The sequence below is a fragment of the Albimonas sp. genome, from assembly GCF_055129145.1.
The window spans coordinates 18064-34401 of sequence record NZ_JBSRTQ010000030.1; the positions used below are offsets into that span (position 1 = coordinate 18064).

16 protein-coding genes are annotated in these 16338 nt (G+C 68.2%); 9 read left to right on the forward strand and 7 right to left on the reverse strand.

The genetic code is table 11. The features are described from left to right. Positions 1–3: 3 nt before the first annotated feature. Genes mnmE through ACTB72_RS07300 form a run of 5 tightly spaced genes read left to right on the forward strand, consistent with a single transcriptional unit; the run spans position 4 to position 5540 of the window. Positions 4–1311: a tRNA uridine-5-carboxymethylaminomethyl(34) synthesis GTPase MnmE gene (gene mnmE, locus ACTB72_RS07280; RefSeq protein WP_463036315.1), complete on the forward strand. Its 1308-nt coding sequence runs from the start codon at positions 4–6 to the stop codon at positions 1309–1311. A gap of 37 nt (positions 1312–1348) precedes the next feature. Further along, on the forward strand, positions 1349–3226 hold the full coding sequence (mnmG, locus tag ACTB72_RS07285) for a tRNA uridine-5-carboxymethylaminomethyl(34) synthesis enzyme MnmG (RefSeq protein ID WP_463036316.1): 1878 nt from the start codon (positions 1349–1351) through the stop codon (positions 3224–3226). Further along, positions 3223–3858 carry a 16S rRNA (guanine(527)-N(7))-methyltransferase RsmG gene (gene rsmG / locus ACTB72_RS07290; RefSeq protein WP_463036317.1) on the forward strand — a complete coding sequence of 212 codons (636 nt, stop codon included), beginning with the start codon at positions 3223–3225 and terminating at the stop codon, positions 3856–3858. Before mnmG ends, rsmG begins: the two co-directional genes overlap by 4 nt. Next, a complete protein-coding gene (locus ACTB72_RS07295; RefSeq protein WP_463036318.1) occupies positions 3836–4648 on the forward strand; it encodes a ParA family protein in 813 nt (270 codons plus the stop codon). The genes rsmG and ACTB72_RS07295 overlap by 23 nt, the downstream gene beginning before the upstream one ends. Positions 4649–4676: 28 nt before the next feature. Further along, positions 4677–5540 (forward strand): ParB/RepB/Spo0J family partition protein, encoded by an 864-nt coding sequence (locus ACTB72_RS07300; RefSeq protein WP_463036319.1) that lies wholly within the window; start codon positions 4677–4679, stop codon positions 5538–5540. A 7-nt stretch (positions 5541–5547) separates the two neighbouring features. Here the strand turns inward: ACTB72_RS07300 and holA are convergent, their stop codons facing one another. From holA to ACTB72_RS07320, 4 genes are all read right to left on the reverse strand, one after another. Then, positions 5548–6564, reverse strand: a complete 1017-nt coding sequence (gene holA / locus ACTB72_RS07305) for a DNA polymerase III subunit delta (protein WP_463036320.1) — start codon at positions 6562–6564, stop codon at positions 5548–5550. A gap of 10 nt (positions 6565–6574) precedes the next feature. Further along, positions 6575–7078 carry an LPS assembly lipoprotein LptE gene (gene lptE, locus ACTB72_RS07310; RefSeq protein WP_463036321.1) on the reverse strand — a complete coding sequence of 168 codons (504 nt, stop codon included), beginning with the start codon at positions 7076–7078 and terminating at the stop codon, positions 6575–6577. Then, positions 7065–9641, reverse strand: a complete 2577-nt coding sequence (gene leuS, locus ACTB72_RS07315; RefSeq protein ID WP_463036322.1) for a leucine--tRNA ligase — start codon at positions 9639–9641, stop codon at positions 7065–7067. Before leuS ends, lptE begins: the two co-directional genes overlap by 14 nt. A gap of 177 nt (positions 9642–9818) precedes the next feature. Further along, complete coding sequence (locus tag ACTB72_RS07320) at positions 9819–10337, reverse strand: DUF3576 domain-containing protein (protein ID WP_463036323.1); 519 nt, start codon at positions 10335–10337, stop codon at positions 9819–9821. 296 nt (positions 10338–10633) lie between these two features. Here ACTB72_RS07320 and ACTB72_RS07325 point away from each other — a divergent pair, with 296 nt between their 5' ends. Both ACTB72_RS07325 and ACTB72_RS07330 read left to right on the forward strand, forming a co-directional pair. Further along, positions 10634–11623, forward strand: a complete 990-nt coding sequence (locus ACTB72_RS07325) for a porin (RefSeq protein WP_463036324.1) — start codon at positions 10634–10636, stop codon at positions 11621–11623. A gap of 109 nt (positions 11624–11732) precedes the next feature. Then, the gene (locus ACTB72_RS07330; protein ID WP_463036325.1) at positions 11733–12389 is read left to right on the forward strand and encodes a YggS family pyridoxal phosphate-dependent enzyme; all 657 of its coding nucleotides are present in this window, start codon (positions 11733–11735) and stop codon (positions 12387–12389) included. 19 nt (positions 12390–12408) lie between these two features. Here ACTB72_RS07330 and ACTB72_RS07335 read toward each other — a convergent pair whose 3' ends face one another. Beyond that, positions 12409–12900, reverse strand: a complete 492-nt coding sequence (locus ACTB72_RS07335; protein ID WP_463036326.1) for a L,D-transpeptidase family protein — start codon at positions 12898–12900, stop codon at positions 12409–12411. 44 nt (positions 12901–12944) lie between these two features. Further along, positions 12945–14042, reverse strand: coding sequence for a GTP cyclohydrolase II (ribA, locus tag ACTB72_RS07340; protein WP_463036327.1), 1098 nt, complete (start codon positions 14040–14042; stop codon positions 12945–12947). A gap of 187 nt (positions 14043–14229) precedes the next feature. On the opposite strand from ribA, the gene ACTB72_RS07345 reads away from it, so the two are divergent. Beyond that, the gene (locus ACTB72_RS07345; RefSeq protein WP_463036328.1) at positions 14230–14916 is read left to right on the forward strand and encodes a response regulator transcription factor; all 687 of its coding nucleotides are present in this window, start codon (positions 14230–14232) and stop codon (positions 14914–14916) included. Between the two features lie 326 nt (positions 14917–15242). Then, a complete protein-coding gene (locus tag ACTB72_RS07350) occupies positions 15243–16022 on the forward strand; it encodes an exodeoxyribonuclease III (RefSeq protein WP_463036329.1) in 780 nt (259 codons plus the stop codon). 39 nt (positions 16023–16061) lie between these two features. On the opposite strand, the gene ACTB72_RS07355 is transcribed toward ACTB72_RS07350, so the two are convergent. Continuing rightward, positions 16062–16338: LolA family protein (locus ACTB72_RS07355; protein ID WP_463036330.1), on the reverse strand; the 277-nt coding region annotated here is incomplete at its 5' end.

The following is a 16338-nucleotide window of genomic DNA, read 5'->3' on the forward strand; positions in this document are numbered from 1 at the left end:
ACGATGGAGCGCGTCGACACCATCTTCGCGCCGGCGACGGCGCGGGGCCGGGCGGCGATCTCCGTTGTGCGGGTCTCCGGCCCCGCCGCCGATGTCGTGCTCGAACGGCTATGCGGTGCGCCGCCTTCGGTGCGTCAGGCCACGCTGCGGACGGTTCGGCGGGCTGACGGGGAAGTCATAGACCGGGCTCTGGTGCTCCGTTTTGCGGCGGGCGCCAGTTTTACGGGCGAAGATTCCTTTGAAATCCAATGCCATGGCGGGCGCGCGGTCTTGGGCGCGGTCTTGGAGGCATTGGGCGCTCAACCTGGACTGCGAATGGCGGAGCCCGGGGAATTCACCCGTCGCGCGCTGGAAAACGGGAAGCTTGACCTGCTGGAAGCCGAGGGGCTCGCGGACCTGGTCAGCGCCGAGACCGAAGGTCAGCGCCGGCAGGCGCTGCGCGCGATGCGGGGGGCGCTCGGCGATCAGGCCTCGGAATGGCGGCGCGCCTTGATCCGGGCGCGGGCGTTGGTCGAAGCCGTGATGGATTTCGTCGACGAGGACGTCCCCGAAGACGTCGGTCCGGAGGCGATGACCCTGATCGATCAGGTCGTCGCGGGGATCGAAGTCGCGCTGGCCGGCGCCGCGGTCGCGGAAAGGATCCGCGATGGGTTCGAAGTCGCATTGGTCGGCGCGCCGAATGCCGGAAAATCCACGCTCTTGAACGCTTTGGCACGACGAGACGCGGCGATCACCTCGGCCATCGCCGGCACCACCCGGGATGTGATCGAAGTTCAATTGGACCTGCGCGGGCTGCCGGTGACGTTGCTGGATACCGCAGGCTTGCGTGAGACGCAGGACGAGGTCGAAGCGCTCGGCGTCGCCCGTGCCCGTGACCGCGCCGAGGCTGCGGACCTGAGGATCTGGCTGCAGGCGCCGGGTGGCGAGGTCCCGCCGAAGGGATGGCTCCGCGACGGTGATTTGTGGGTCGCCAGCATGGCGGATCTGGGCGCCGAGGGCGCTGCCGAAATGTGCGTATCCGCCGAAACTGGCCTGGGGGTCGATTCGCTGATCGACCGCATCACGGCCGAGCTGGAAAGAAGGGCCGCCGGCGCTTCCGTCGTGGTCCGCGCGCGGCATCGGCAAGCGCTTGACATAGGGCGCGTTCATCTTGGGGAAGCCCGCATGCGGCTTGCAAGCGGCGACACCTCGCTGGATCTTGCCGCCGAGGAGCTTCGACTCGCGACCCGAGCTCTGGAGATGCTGCTTGGGCGGGTTGATGCGGAGCGGGTTCTGGACGATATCTTTTCGGAGTTCTGCCTGGGGAAATGACTCCTCTGGCGGCGCGCTCTAGCTGGGTCGGGGACCCTTGTTTCACGTGAAACATGACTTCGATGTCATCGTGATCGGCGGCGGACATGCGGGAACCGAAGCGGCCGACGCCGCGGCGCGCATGGGCGCGCATACGGCATTGGTTACTCACGATCTGGCCCGGCTTGGGGAAATGTCCTGCAACCCCGCCATCGGGGGCCTCGGCAAGGGTCACCTTGTCCGCGAAATCGATGCGCTCGATGGCGTCATGGGTCGGGCAGCCGACGCCGCGGGCATTCAGTTTCGGCTTCTGAATCGTCGCAAGGGCCCTGCTGTGCAAGGCCCTCGTGCCCAATGCGACCGGGCTCTTTACCGTCAGGCGGTCCGCAACGCATTGGAATCGCGTAAAGGCTTGACGCTGTTGGCCGGCGAGGCGGTGGATCTTCTGATGACCGGAGATCGCGTCTCGGGCATCGCTTTGGCCGACGGCACGTCGCTCACCGCTCGTGCGGTCGTCCTGACCACCGGCACCTTTCTGCGCGGCGTGATCCATATCGGCGATCGCCGCATCGAAGCCGGGCGGATGGGCGACCAGGCTTCCGTCCGACTCGCTCAGCGAATCGACGACTTCGCCTTGCCCCTCGGCCGCTTGAAAACCGGCACGCCGCCGCGTCTCGATGGCCGAACCATCGACTGGGCCCAGCTTGAGCCGCAGCCCGGTGATGCGCAGCCCGAGCGGTTCTCCTTCCTGCCGGGGGTTCCCCTGGCGCGCCAGATCTGCTGCCACATCACACGCACCACCGAGCGCACGCATGAGATCATCCGGGCCAACCTCGACCGGTCCGCCATGTATGGCGGTCATATCGAAGGCGTCGGCCCGCGTTATTGTCCCTCCATCGAGGACAAGGTGGTGCGTTTCGCGGACAAGACCTCGCACCAGATTTTCCTGGAGCCGGAGGGGCTTGACGACCACACCATCTATCCGAACGGCATTTCGACGTCGCTGCCCGAAGAGGTTCAGCAGGACTATGTGGCGTCGATTCCCGGTCTGGAGCGCGCCGCGATTCTTCAGCCCGGTTATGCCATCGAATACGATTACGTTGATCCTCGGGCGCTGACCGCCACGCTCGCCACCAAGGATGTGCCTGGGCTCTGGCTCGCGGGTCAGATCAACGGCACGACGGGATATGAGGAGGCCGCCGCGCAGGGGCTGGTCGCCGGGCTCAACGCCGCGCTTTCGGGGATGGATAGGCCGCCCGCGTCGTTCGACCGCGCCGAGGCCTATCTGGGCGTGATGATCGACGATCTGGTGACCCGCGGCGTCGCCGAACCTTATCGCATGTTCACCTCTCGCGCCGAGTATCGCCTGACCTTGCGCGCCGACAACGCCGACCAGCGCCTGACCCCGCGCGGCCAGGCCCTGGGATGCGTGGGAGACCCGCGTGCCACGGTGTTTGCGGAAAAGATGGATGCGCTTGGCGCGGCGACGGCGCTCGCGTCGGCACGGGCGTTGACGCCGCAGGAGGCGCGCGCCGAGGGCATCGTGGTGTCGCTCGACGGGGTGCGTCGCAATGCGGTGGAGTTGCTCGCACACGAGGGCGCTGATTTCGCCAAGCTATCGTCGATTTGGCCTGAACTTTCGGACGTCGATCCCGCCATCGCGCGTCAGCTTGAAATCGAGGCGCGATACGCGCAATACGCTGATCGTCAGGAGGCCGATGTGCTCGCACTTCGACGTGACGCCGGCCACAAGCTGCCGCCGGATCTCGATTTCGCAAGGATTTCGGGCCTGTCCAGCGAACTTAAAGGCAAGCTGGCGCGCTCTCGCCCGGAAACTCTGGCGCAGGCGGGCAATATCGAAGGGATGACGCCGGCGGCGCTGACGCTTCTGTTGATCCATGCCCGACGCGCGCAGCCGCAGGCGGCCCGGCGATGAGCGCCGAGCCGATCCTCGCGGGGTTGGGTGTTTCACGTGAAACACGGGCGCGGCTCGACACGTTGGCCGGGCTCCTCGCGAAGTGGTCGCCCAAGATCAACTTGGTGTCCAATTCCTCGCTGGCCCATGTCTGGACCCGGCACATTGCGGACTCGGCGCAGATCTACGGACTGGCCCCTGACAGTGCGCGAACCTGGATCGATCTCGGATCCGGCGGCGGCTTCCCCGGGTTGGTGATTGGCGCGCTCGCCGCGCAGTTCAACCCGGATCTGGATCTGACCCTGGTCGAATCGGATCAGCGGAAATGCGCGTTTCTAGCCACCGCCTCGCGCGAAATGGGCATTCGGATCAGCATCAAGCCGCAGCGGATCGAGACGCTGGTCCCCGGCCCCCGCGACATAATCTCGGCGAGGGCGCTGGCTGCGTTGCCCAAGCTGCTGGAACTGGCCGAACCTCTGTCTGGGCCGGGGACCATCGCGTTGTTTCCCAAGGGCGCCGACGCCAGCGCCGAATTGACCTCAGCCGCGCGGGACTGGCATATTCGGCACAAGGCGCACCGAAGCGCCACCGACCCCAATGCGGTCATCCTGGAAATACTGGAGTTTCGGCGTGGCTCTCTCGAACGCGCGTGACGGCGCTCCTTGCCGTATCCTGGCCATCGTTAATCAGAAAGGCGGGGTCGGAAAGACCACGACGGCGATCAATCTCGCAGCTGCTCTGGTGGAGTCCGGGCGCCGGGTGCTGATCGTCGACCTGGATCCGCAGGGCAACGCTTCCACCGGACTCGGGATTCCGCCGTCGCGACGCGCGCGCAACTCCTACGACCTGCTGGTCAACGAGGTTTCGGCGGCTTCGCTGATCCAGAGAACCACTGTGGAGAACCTGTCGGTGATCCCGGCGAAGGGGGATCTCAGCTCGGCGGATGTGGAGCTGGTCAGCGACCCTGGCCGCGCCCGCCGTTTGCAGAAATCCCTGCGCGAACAGACTCTTATGGCGGCCTGGGATTATATCGTCATCGACTGCCCGCCGTCGCTCAGCCTGCTTACCGTCAACGCGATGGCTGCTGCCGATGCGGTTCTGGTGCCGCTCCAGTGCGAATTCTTCGCGATGGAGGGTCTCAGCCAGCTGTTGACCACGGTGAAGGAGATCCGCCGCGGTCTGAACCCGACGCTGACCGTCGAAGGCGTGGTCTTGACCATGTATGACCGCCGCAACAACTTGTCGGAACTGGTCGCCAACGATGTGCGCGCCAATCTCGGCGATGTGGTCTATCGCACCGTGATCCCCCGCAACGTCCGTCTGTCCGAAGCGCCGTCCTTCGCCGTCCCCGCCACCGTTTACGACCCGACCTCGACGGGCAGCCTCGCCTACAGGGCCCTGGCGCGGGAGCTGATGGAGCGTGGGACCCGGACCGCCGCATGACTATCTCGTTGAAATCAAAGGAAAAGACGTGAAGCGACCGCAGGGAAAAGGGCTCGGCCGGGGTCTGTCGGCGCTGATCGGGGAATCGGATCCGGAGGGCGGTCTCGCCAGCCCGGACGCGGCCGTGATCGCCATCGACCTGATCCGCCCCAATCCGGATCAGCCGCGCCGTCGCTTCTCGGAGGAGGAGATCGAGGAGCTCGCCGTCTCCATCCGCGAGCGCGGGGTGATCCAGCCGCTGATCCTGCGCCCGGATCCGTCCGGCGAGGGCTATCAGATCGTGGCCGGGGAGCGTCGGTGGCGCGCGGCGCAGCGCGCCCAGCTGCACGAAGTGCCGGCTGTTGTGCGGGATCTCGACGACGCCACGGTGCTCGAAGTCGCAATCATCGAGAACGTGCAGCGCGCCGATCTGACCCCCGTAGAGGAGGCGCGCGGCTATTCCCGCCTGATGCAGGAATTCGGTCACACGCAGGAACGGCTCGGCGCCATCGTGGGCAAAAGCCGTCCGCATATCGCCAACGCGCTGCGGCTGTTGACCCTTCCCGAGCCGGTGCTGCGCTATCTCGACGAGGGCCGGCTTACCGCCGGGCATGCGCGCGCGCTGGTGACGGCGGACAATCCGCTGGCGCTCGCCGAACAGGTGATTGCGCGCAACCTATCCGTGCGCGAGACTGAAACGCTCGCGCGGCGCGCGAAACCTGACGTCCAGGCGCGCCGCGGTGGGCCTTCGGCCAAGGATGCGGACACGCGGGCGCTGGAGATGGATCTTTCGGCCAATCTCGGCATGAAGGTTCGGATCGACCACAAGGGCGAGAAGGACGGCGGCGAATTGCGGATCCGTTACGGGACGCTCGATGAGCTCGACGCGATCTGTCAGCTGATCTCCCGCTGACGGGCGCTCAGGACTTCAGCGTCGCCAGTCGCACGACCAGCCGCTCGACGGAGGCGCGTTCCGGCGCGGGCGTCGAGGATCGGAGGCTGAGTTCCGCCTCCAGGATCATCGACAGCGCCATTTCGCAGGGGCGGATCGGCCAGGTCCGGGCGGCGCGCAGCATCGCGTCGCGGCGGGGGCCGTAGAGCGGCGGGCGCATCCGCCCCACCGCCGCATCCGGCCCGTCAGGAGACGCGGCCAGCGCGTGCAGCTGCCGGAACTGGCGTCCCAGCGCCAGGGCCACCGTGGTCGCCGACGCGCCCTTGGCCGCCAGCCGCCCATGCGCCGCCAGCGCCGCGTCGGGGCGGCGCGACAGCACCGCATCCACCACGCCATCCACGTCGCCCTCCTGGGTCTCGGGGGCGATGGCGGCGACATCCGCGGCCTCCAAAGGCCCCGTCGCGTCGAGCGCGTAGATCGAGAGAGTGCGCACCAGGGCCCGCACCTCCGCCGGTTCGGCGCGCGAGGCGAAGTCGAGCAGCGCGTCGCGCCCGTCATCGGAGATCCGGGTCAGCCCCGCCTCCGACAGCAGCGCGTCGAGTCCGCCCCGATCCAGCGCCTGCGGATAGATCGCGAGCGCCGCGCAGGAGCTAGAATCTTCGAACAATTTCCGCAGCTTGGACCGTGCGTTGAGCTGCCCGGCGGTGACCAGCAAGGCCCCCTCGCCAGGCCGCAGCCCGTCGAGCGCGCCGGCGACCGCCTCCGCCGCCCCGTCCGCCGCGCCCTCGATCACCACCACGGGCCGTCCGCCGAACAGCCCGCCGGAGCGCAGGGCGTCGCGCAGGGCGGCCGGATCGCGTCGCGCCTCTCCGGGGTCCATCGGCGTGATCTCCGCCCCCTCTCCGGCCGCCTTGAGCAGCGTGGCGGCGAGGCGAAGGCGCAGGTCGTCGATTTCCAGCGCATCGGGGCCGTGCAGCAGGATGGCGACGACGGCGGGATCCGGGCGCGCCGAAAACCCCCGAATGCGGCCGCCGGCGATCTTCACGTCCGGCCGCTCATCCGCCGGCGCCGAGGCTGGCGGCGATCTCGACCCAGATCCGTTCCCCCAGCTCGCGCGCCACGCGGGCTTCGGCGTCGCGGCGCGCGGCGCGGGTGGCGTAGACCGAGCCGGTGGCCGAATAGGCCGACATCGCGTCGACCGTGCCGCCGAGCGACGTGAATCCGGTCGGTCCGACCAGCGACCACACGCTCTGCCCGCGCACGACATAGCGGGTGGTGTCGCTGTCCTGGGTGATCACCAGGCCGGTCTGGGTCATCATCAGGTTCGCGGTCAGCAGATAGGCGTTGTCGGAGCCGGTGCGGCCCAGACGGCTTTCCAGCGCGGTGCGCAGCTCGAATCCCAATCGCCCTTCCGGGACGATCAGCCCGGTGGCGCCGTTGACCGAGCGCGCGCCGCCGCCTTCGCGCAGCGCCGGCGTGAAACCGCAGGCGGAGACGGCGGCGGCCGCGGCGCCGAGCAGCGCCAGCCTCAGGACGGCGCGGCGATCAGGCGACCACATTGACGATCCGCCCCGGCACCACGATGACTTTTCGCGGGCCGTTCGGGCCCATGTATTTGCGCACCCCATCCTCGGCCAGCGCCATCGCCTCGATCTCCGCATTGGTGGCGGTCTTGGCCACCAGGATCTCCGCCCGCTTCTTGCCGTTGACCTGCACCGGCATCAGCACCTGGTCATCCTCCAGCAGCGCCGGCTCCGGTTCCGGCCATGGGGCGCCGGTCAGCATCGCGTCATGGCCGAGCGCGGACCACAGCTCTTCGGCGATATGCGGCACGAAGGGCGACATCAGGCGGGCGGCGAGCTCGAACGCCTCGCGCAACGCGAAATCGGCCCCGGGCTCGTCGCCCCTGGCCTGGCCGATGGCGCCGGCGAGTTCATAGAGCCGCGCGATGGCCCGGTTGAAGGCGAAGCTCTCGATATCCCCGGTCACGTCGCGCACGGCCCTGTGGGCAGCCCTGCGCAGCGCCAGCGCCCCCGGCCCGATCTCGACCGGCGCCGGCGCGCCAAGGGGGGCGAGATCGGCCTCCTCGAACAACCGCCAGATGCGGTTGAGGAAGCGGTTGGCGGCCTCGGCCCCGGCGGCGGTCCATTCCACGTCCCGTTCCGGCGGGCTGTCGGACATGATGAACCAGCGCGCGGTGTCGGCGCCGAACTTTTCGATGATGTCTTCGGGGGCGACCACGTTCTTCTTGGACTTCGACATCTTGATCGAGGGTCCGGTGGTCACCGGCGCGCCAGCGAGCGTCACCCAGCCGCCTTCGCCGGGCTTCACCTCTTCGGGCGCGAGCCATTTGCCGGCGGCGTCCTGATAGGTCTCGTGGCAGACCATGCCCTGGGTGAAGAGGGCCTCGAAAGGCTCGATCGCGGTCGCGGGCAGATGTCCGGTCTTCGCCATCGCCCGGGCGAAGAAGCGGGAATAGAGCAGGTGGAGGATCGCATGCTCCACCCCGCCGATATACTGGTCGACATTCATCCAGTAGGCCGCGGCCTCCGGATCGGTCGGCGTGGTGGCGCGCGGCGCGGTGAAGCGCGCGTAATACCAGGACGAATCCACGAAGGTGTCCATGGTGTCGGTCTCGCGCAGCGCCGGCCCGCCGCAGACCGGGCAGGTCGTGTGACGCCAGGTCGGGTGCCGGTCCAGCGGGTTGCCGGGGGTGGAGAAATCCACGTCCTCGGGCAGGCGGATCGGCAGGTTCTCCTTCTTCTCGGGCACGGTCCCGCAGGCGTCGCAATGCACCACCGGGATCGGCGCGCCCCAGTAGCGCTGGCGGCTGACCCCCCAGTCGCGCAGGCGATACTGGGTGCGGGCCTCGCCCCAGCCCTGCTCGACATAGAGCGCGAGCGTGCGGTCCATCGCCTCCTGGCAGGTCAGCTCCTCGCCGGGGGCGAAGTGCCACTGCACGTAGCGGACCTTCTCGGTCTTGGCGGGCACGAAGGCGACGTCGCCCACCGACTCGTCCGAGCCGATGGGCTTGAACACGTCGATCACCGGGATCCCGTATTTCCGCGCGAAATCGAGGTCGCGCTGGTCATGCGCCGGGCAGCCGATCACCGCGCCGGTGCCGTAATCCATAAGCACGAAGTTCGCGATCCAGAGCGGCAACTTCAGCGAGGGGTCGGCCGGATGGCTCACGGTCAGCCCGGTGTCATAGCCGAGCTTCGGCGCGGTTTGCAGCGCCTCTTCCGAGGTGCCGACCCGCCGGCACTCCGCCACGAACTCCGCCAGCGCCGGGTCGGTTTCGGCGAGCCTGGCGGTCAGCGGATGATCGGCGGCGAGCGCCGCGAAGGTCGGCCCCATCATCGTGTCGGCACGGGTGGTGTAGATCGGCAGCGTCTCGAACCCCGCCGGCGCGCCGTTCACCTTGAACTCGAAGGCGAGCCCCTGGCTCTTGCCGATCCAGTTGCGCTGCATGGCGCGGACCTTGTCGGGCCATTTCTCCAGCCCGTCGATGGCCGACAGCAGGTCGTCCGCGAAGGCGGTGATCCGGAAGAACCACTGCACCAGCTCGCGCCGCTCCACCTGGGCGCCGGAGCGCCAGCCCTTGCCGTCGATCACCTGCTCGTTGGCCAGCACGGTCATGTCGACCGGATCCCAGTTCACCACCGACTTGCGGCGATAGACCAGATCGGCCTCCAGGAAATCGAGGAACAGCGCCTGCTGCTGCGCGTAATATTCGGGATCGCAGGTGGCGAATTCGCGGGACCAGTCGAGCGACAGGCCCATGGGCGCCATCTGTTCCTTCATCACCGCGATGTTCTGGTAGGTCCACTCGCCGGGATGGACGTTCCGTTCCATCGCGGCGTTTTCGGCCGGCATCCCGAAGGCGTCCCAGCCCATCGGATGCAGCACGTTGAAGCCGCGGGCCATCTTGTAGCGCGCGACCACGTCGCCCATCACGTAGTTGCGGACATGGCCGATATGGATGCGCCCCGACGGATAGGGGAACATTTCCAGAACGTAGTATTTCGGGCGTGCAGGATCGACCCGGGCGCGGAACAGCTCCGCCTCGTCCCAGGCCTTCCGCCATTTCGGCTCCGCAGCGCGGTGGTCGTAGCGCGTCATCCGTCGTCCCCGGTTCCCTGGCCGCGGGCGCGTGGCGCGCGCACGGCCGGCCATGTGCGTGGGCCGGCGCCGGGTCCGCGGCCCGGTTCGGGGTTCACGGACGCGCGCGGCGGTCGCCGGTCGTCTTAGGCTGGCGCGCAGGGCTTTTCAATCAGCGCGGGGCGGGGAGCGCTGGCTTCAGCCCCCGGCTTCCAGCTCCGCCACCCGGATCTGGCGCGCCCGTGTCAGGATCGCGTCCTCCATCCGGCGCGGTGTCGCGTCGGAGACCTCGGCGGGCGTCCAGACGCCGCCCTGGCCCCGGACCTCGCGATAGACGGCGACGCGCAGGGACCGGGCTTCGAGCTTGGGGTCGGTGATGTAGGCGGTGACCTTGAACCGCTCGTTCGGGGTCTGGGCCGAGCTGGACCAGTCGGTGACGATCACCCCCGAGAACGGGTCGGTCGAGACCAGAGGCAGGAATTCCAGCGTCTGCAGCGAGGCCTGCCACAGGTACTTGTTGACCGGCAGCGCGCCGCCCGAGTCCGGCGAGCCGAGGCGCGACGTCGAGAAAAGATCGCCGAGCGTCGACGGCGTGTCCCGGGCGGTGCGTCCGCCTTCCTGGATCTCGCTGTCGACATTGGGCTGGGAGGGCACGCCGCCCAGGTCGCATCCGGCGAGGGCCGCCGCCGCCGCAAGGCAGACGAGTCCGTTCCGCATCAGCCGCATAGGTTCCTGTTCCTTCGCCTGTCCCCAAGTTGCGCCTGTCTATCCGCGCGCGAGGAAGGATGCAAAGGGCTTGCGGTTTTCATGGTGGATTCGAACCTCGCGCCGAGAGACCGGCCCCGGCCGCCCTTGTGGCGCCTTTGCTACAAGTTTCAGGGTCGCGCCGCCGTGCAGGGTCATCGGCGTTGACCGTGACCCCGGTTTCGACGACACAACTCCTCGTATTCATCGGACAAACCGGTGGATGGGAACGCTTTCGACTCACAAAGAACCCACCTGCGAGGGACACTATGAAGAAGATTCTCTTCGCGACGACCGCGCTCGTCGCTGGCGCCGCTGCCGGCATCGCGTCCGCCGCTGAGCGCCCGACCGGCTCCGTCGGCGGTTACATGTTCTTCGGCGCCGGCCTGACCGACGTGACCGCCTCGGGCGACACCGAAGTCAACCTGCTGCGTGACGGCGAAATCCACCTCAAGTTCTCGGGTTCTTCCGACAACGGCCTGACCTTCTCCGGTCGCGTCGAGCTCGAGGCCTTCACCACGACCGGCGACCAGATCGACGAGAACTGGGCTCAGGTCGAAGGTTCCTTCGGTTCGATCCTGGTGGGTTCGAACGACACCGCCGGCGACAACTACGGCGACGTCGGCATCTTCTGCGCCGCCGGCTGCCGCATCGCCTACTACGACGGCTTCGGCGAAATCCCGATGGCCTACTCGGATGATGGCGGCGCCGACCCGCTCGGCATCCGCTACGCCACCCCGACGATCGCCGGCTTCACCGCCGCCGTTTCGTACCACCCCGACTCGGGTGTCGACGGCGCGAACGACACCGCGCGCGTGATCGGCGGCAACCCCGCCATCGGCTACACCGATGTCGTCTCCATCGCCGCCAACTACTCGGGCGAGTTCTCGGGCTTCGGCGTCGCCGTGGGCGCGGACTACACCTTCGGCGATGCCGGCGCGAACCCGAGCGACCTCGACGTGTGGTCGGTCGGCGCCGAGCTGGGCTATGCCGGCTTCACCGGCGGCGTGCACTACGAGAACAACGACAGCACCTCGTCCGAGGACATCGCGGTCGGCGTTCGCTACGTGACCGGTCCCTGGACCTTCGGCGGCGGTTACGCCTTCTCCGACACCGCCACCAACGACATCGACACCTTCGCCGGCTGGGTCTCCTACGCCCTGGCCCCCGGCGTGCAGGCCCACGTCGCCGCTCAGTACGGCGAGCAGGGTGCGACCGACGGCTACAACATCTACACCATCCTCTCGGTTGGCTTCTGATCTCTCGATCAGTCGGATGTGATGGGGAGCGGGCCTTGGCCCGCTCCCTTTTCATTTGGGGGTTCTATTTCGCTTGCGATCCCCACTGTGGCCTGCGATTCCCAACGTCATGAGCCTCACCGATATCCAGACCCGACTCGTCGCCGCCTGCCGCAAGGTCGGGCGCGATCCCGCCGACGTCACCCTGGTGGCCGTCTCCAAGGTGCAACCGGATGAGCGGGTGCAAGCCGTGCTCGACGCCGGCCAGCGCATCTTCGGCGAAAACCGGGTGCAGGAGGCCGAGGGCCGCTGGGCCGAGCGTCGCGCCGCCATGCCGGACCTCGAACTTCACCTGATCGGGCCGCTGCAGACCAACAAGCTCGCCAAGGCGATGGAGCTGTTCGACGTGATCCAGTCCGTCGACCGCCCCAAGCTCGCCCGCAAGCTGGCCGAGGCCGCGCAATCCGCCGGTCGCTGCCCGCGTCTCTTCGTGCAGGTGAATACCGGGGAGGAGCCGCAGAAAGCCGGCATCGCCCCCGAGGATCTCGACGCGTTCCTCACGGAGTGCCGCGGCCCGATGGGTCTGACGGTCGAGGGGCTGATGTGCATCCCGCCGGTGGACGAAACCCCGTCGGTGCATTTCGCCCTGCTGCGCAAGATGGCGGAACGCAACGGGCTCGCCGGCCTCTCGATGGGCATGAGCTCGGATTTCGAGATGGCGGTGGAATTCGGCGCCACCCATGTGCGGATCGGTTCGGCGATCTTCGGGGACCGCGACTACGGGTGACGGCGGGCTCGCGCCCGCCCTACCTCCGCACCACGATCCGTCCCCAGGGTCGCCAATGCGCCAGAATCCAGCGCAGATGCGCCGGCGCGAAGGCTACGCAGCCCTCCGTCGACCGCCCCGGCCCGCGCCAGGCGTGCACGAAAATCGCCGAGCCGCGCCCGGGAGTCGCCTCCGGCCAGTTGTGATCGGTGATCGCGAGCAGGTCGTAGAGCGGATCCGCCCGTCGCATCCGCTCATGCGAGAACCCGCGCGAGGGGCCGACGAACCCGTGATTATAATGCGGATCGTCCGGATCGTCCGACCACAGGTCCCGCGGTCCGATCGGGCGCGCCGGCAACCGGCTCCGCGGCCGCGCCACCCGATCCGCTCGCCAGCGCATCGCGGCGAGCCGCATCGCCCCGGCCGGCGTGCCGCCGTCGCCCTCGCATTTGTCCGAAACCACGCCGCCGCGCCCGATCACGCAGGGAAACCGGCGTCCGAGGAAGAAAGCGGCGCGTCCGGAAACAATCATGTCATCGGATCGTTGCGCCGCTGTCACGCGACGCGGCGAATCGGTCACAGCAGATGTCCGCTCTTCGCCGCCTTCGTCGCCAGATAGTGCGCGTTCTGCGGAGTTTCGCCGACCCGCAGCGGCACCCGTTCCACCACCCGCAGCCCGGCATTGCCCATCATCCCCACCTTGCGGGGATTGTTGGTCAGCAGCCGCACCGCCCGATAACCGAGCCGACGCAGGATGGTGCCGCCGATGCGGAAATCGCGCTCGTCATCCTCGAATCCCAGCCGGTGATTGGCTTCGACCGTGTCGAATCCCTGATCCTGCAAAGAATAGGCCCGCATCTTGTTGGCGAGCCCGATCCCCCGCCCCTCCTGATTCAAATACAGCAGCACCCCCGCGCCCTCGTCGGCCATCGCCTGCATCGCGGCGCGCAGCTGCGGCCCGCAATCGCATTTCAACGAGCCGAGCACGTCTCCGGTGAAACAGGCCGAATGCAGCCGCGCCAGAACGGGTTTGGCGCGGTCGGGCGCGCCGATTTCGATGGCGTAATGCTCCTCCGACCCGTCCTCGGGCCGGAACACATGCACGCGGCCCTGCTGGGAGACCTGCATGGGCACGCGGGCGGCGGAGACGGGGCGCATGCCGATGGCGTCGACTTCGGCCGCCAGCAACGCGTCGGCGTCGATCAGCGAAAGCCCATGTTCGCGGGCCACCGCCTCGGCCGCCTTGCGCGACGGCAGCGTGGCGACCAGCGCCGCGGGCAACAGCTGCGCCTGCTTGGCGAGCCGCACCGCGGCCCGATGCAGCCCGGCGTCGCCTTCGCGCCTGGTATGGAACGGCCCTTTCATCGGGTCCGTCAGATCGCGCGCCGGATCGGCGGTGGCGCGGATCCGGGCGAGGTCATAGCCCGCATCCACCGCGATTCGCGCGATATCGCCGTCATAAGCCCGTGCTTTCAGCGTCGCGGCCCGCCAGGAGGTCACGGCCAGATCCACCGGCCCGGCGGCGCGCAGATCGTCCAGCCGCTCCGCGGACATCGTCTCCGCCCCCGCCGCCAGAACCCCCGCGCCGCCGCGCACCAGCGCCACCACGGCGCCGAGCCGCAGATCCGCGCGGGCGCGCGCCGCCTGTTCCCAGATGCTCAGCTTCAGACCCATATGCGCCCCCCGGCCCGGCGGGCCCTCACGATCCAGCCTCCTGCATATAGTCCGTCAGGCTGCGGAGTGAAACAAAGCCGCGCCCTGAGCCACGTCTCCGTGAGACTTCGACACGCAACCTTCATTGCGGCCCCGCCTCACGCCAGATCAAACCCAGCGACGAAACAGGCGAAGGGGGCGGAACGACATGGCCGCGTTGAAAAAGATCCTGCTGGTGGACGACGATCCGGACCTGCGCGACGCGCTGGCCGATCAGCTGGTGCTGACCGAGGACTACGACGTGTTCGAGGCCGAGACCGGCGGCGCGGGGCTCGAGAAATCGCGCGGGGCGGCCCATGACCTGGTGATCCTCGACGTCGGCCTGCCGGACATGGACGGGCGCGAGGTCTGCCGCCTGATGCGCAAGCAGGGTGTGAAATGCCCGATCATCATGCTGACCGGACATGTCTCGGACAGCGACACCATCCTCGGTCTCGACGCCGGGGCCAACGACTACATCTCCAAGCCCTTCAAATTCCCGGTGCTTCTGGCCCGGATCCGCGCCCAGCTGCGTCAGCATGAGCAGTCGGAGGACGCGGTCTTCGCCATCGGTCCCTACACCTTCAAGCCGGCGATGAAGATGCTGCTGGACGAGGCCGAGAAGAAGATCCGCCTGACCGAGAAAGAGACCAACATTCTCAAATACCTCTACCGCGCCAACGATGCGGTGGTGGCGCGCGACGTGCTTCTGCACGAGGTCTGGGGCTACAATGCCGGCGTCACCACCCACACGCTGGAGACGCATATCTATCGCCTCCGCCAGAAGATCGAGCCGAACCCGTCCGAGGCCCGGCTGCTGGTCACGGAATCGGGAGGCTACCGGCTGGTGGTGTAACCATCGCTTGGGCGCCGCTTGAACCACGGCCGCGGCTCCCCAGATATTCCGTAACCTTGGAGGCCTGCTGCGCCGTAACCCCTCGCGGCGCGCGGCCTCGGATCAAGGTGGCGCCCGGCGGTCCCCTCCCGTCGGGCGCTTTGATGCTCAGGGAGGGATCCCAGGTCATCAGGATGTTGCGCGACCGCCGAGTGGGGCGGGAATCGGCGCTTCGCCCCTTTCCCGCCCTCCTCCCGCCCGGATCAACCGGCCCGCCGCGGCTTGTCCCCGCCGCGCTCCCCGCGCATGGTGCGCCCCGCCGCCCATCCCCGCCGCCGGAGCCCGCCATGCCGTTCACCATTTGCACCTGGAACATCAACTCGGTCCGCCTGCGCGCCCCCATCGTGCGCCATATGCTGGAGACCGAGGCCCCCGACGTGCTCTGCCTGCAGGAAACCAAGTGCCCGGCCGACAAGTTCCCTGCCGAAACCTTCGCCGAGATCGGCTACACCCATCTCGTGGTGCGGGGCGACAAGGGCTACAACGGCGTGGCGATCCTGTCCCGCATCCCGCTGGAGGATGCCGGGCGCCATGATTTCTGCGCCAAGGGGGATTCCCGCCACGTTTCCGCCCGGCTGCCCGACGGCACTCTGATCCACAATCTCTACGTTCCCGCGGGCGGCGACGAGCCGGACCGCGAGGTCAACGAGAAATTCGGTCACAAGCTTGATTTCGTGGATGAAATGGCCGAGCGCTATCGCGGCCAGACCGGCCCCGCGGTGCTGGTCGGCGACCTCAACATCGCGCCCGGCGAGGACGACGTGTGGTCCCACAAGCAGCTGCTCAAGATCGTCAGCCACACGCCCGTGGAGGTCGAGAAGCTGACCGCCGCCCAGACCGCCGGCGGCTGGGTCGACGCGGTGCGCAAGCACATGCCGGAAGGAAAGCTCTATTCCTGGTGGTCCTATCGCGCGAAGGACTGGGACGCGGCCGACAAGGGCCGGCGGCTCGACCATGTCTGGACCACGCCCGACCTGCCCACCCATGGCGCCCGCATCCTGCGCGCGGCGCGGGGGTGGGAGAAGCCGTCGGACCACGTCCCGGTCTTCGTCACCCTGGGCGCCTGACCGGAGAAGCCGCGCCGCCCGGTCAGGCGGCGCGCGCGCTCAGCGCTTGTGGCACTCGTCCATCTCGATCCGCGCCGGCAGGAACTTGGCGACGTCGATCTTCACGCCCCGGGTGATCTCGTTCAGCGCGACCGTGGTGTTGCGCCCCTCGGGATCGGTGACGATCCACTGCCGCAGCTCCAACGGATTATCGTTGAATATCAGCGTGATAGACCCACCATTGGGGTCGGACGGGTTGACCGCGGTGACCCGCATCTGCCCGGCCTGACGCTCGACATTGCGCACCGCGCCCTCTTCGCGCAGGTCCACCTTGTCC

What these genes read in the sequence shown, in the direction of transcription:
- ACTB72_RS07350 (WP_463036329.1), top strand. Translation starts at nt 15,243, where the DNA reads ATGCCGTTCACCATTTGCACCTGGAACATCAACTCGGTCCGCCTGCGC.
- mnmE (WP_463036315.1), top strand. Translation starts at nt 4, where the DNA reads ATGGAGCGCGTCGACACCATCTTCGCGCCGGCGACGGCGCGGGGCCGG.
- ACTB72_RS07320 (WP_463036323.1), bottom strand. Translation starts at nt 10,337, where the DNA reads ATGCGGAACGGACTCGTCTGCCTTGCGGCGGCGGCGGCCCTCGCCGGA.
- rsmG (WP_463036317.1), top strand. Translation starts at nt 3,223, where the DNA reads ATGAGCGCCGAGCCGATCCTCGCGGGGTTGGGTGTTTCACGTGAAACA.
- lptE (WP_463036321.1), bottom strand. Translation starts at nt 7,078, where the DNA reads ATGTGGTCGCCTGATCGCCGCGCCGTCCTGAGGCTGGCGCTGCTCGGC.
- leuS (WP_463036322.1), bottom strand. Translation starts at nt 9,641, where the DNA reads ATGACGCGCTACGACCACCGCGCTGCGGAGCCGAAATGGCGGAAGGCC.
- ACTB72_RS07345 (WP_463036328.1), top strand. Translation starts at nt 14,230, where the DNA reads ATGGCCGCGTTGAAAAAGATCCTGCTGGTGGACGACGATCCGGACCTG.
- ACTB72_RS07335 (WP_463036326.1), bottom strand. Translation starts at nt 12,900, where the DNA reads ATGATTGTTTCCGGACGCGCCGCTTTCTTCCTCGGACGCCGGTTTCCC.
- ribA (WP_463036327.1), bottom strand. Translation starts at nt 14,042, where the DNA reads ATGGGTCTGAAGCTGAGCATCTGGGAACAGGCGGCGCGCGCCCGCGCG.
- ACTB72_RS07330 (WP_463036325.1), top strand. Translation starts at nt 11,733, where the DNA reads ATGAGCCTCACCGATATCCAGACCCGACTCGTCGCCGCCTGCCGCAAG.
- ACTB72_RS07325 (WP_463036324.1), top strand. Translation starts at nt 10,634, where the DNA reads ATGAAGAAGATTCTCTTCGCGACGACCGCGCTCGTCGCTGGCGCCGCT.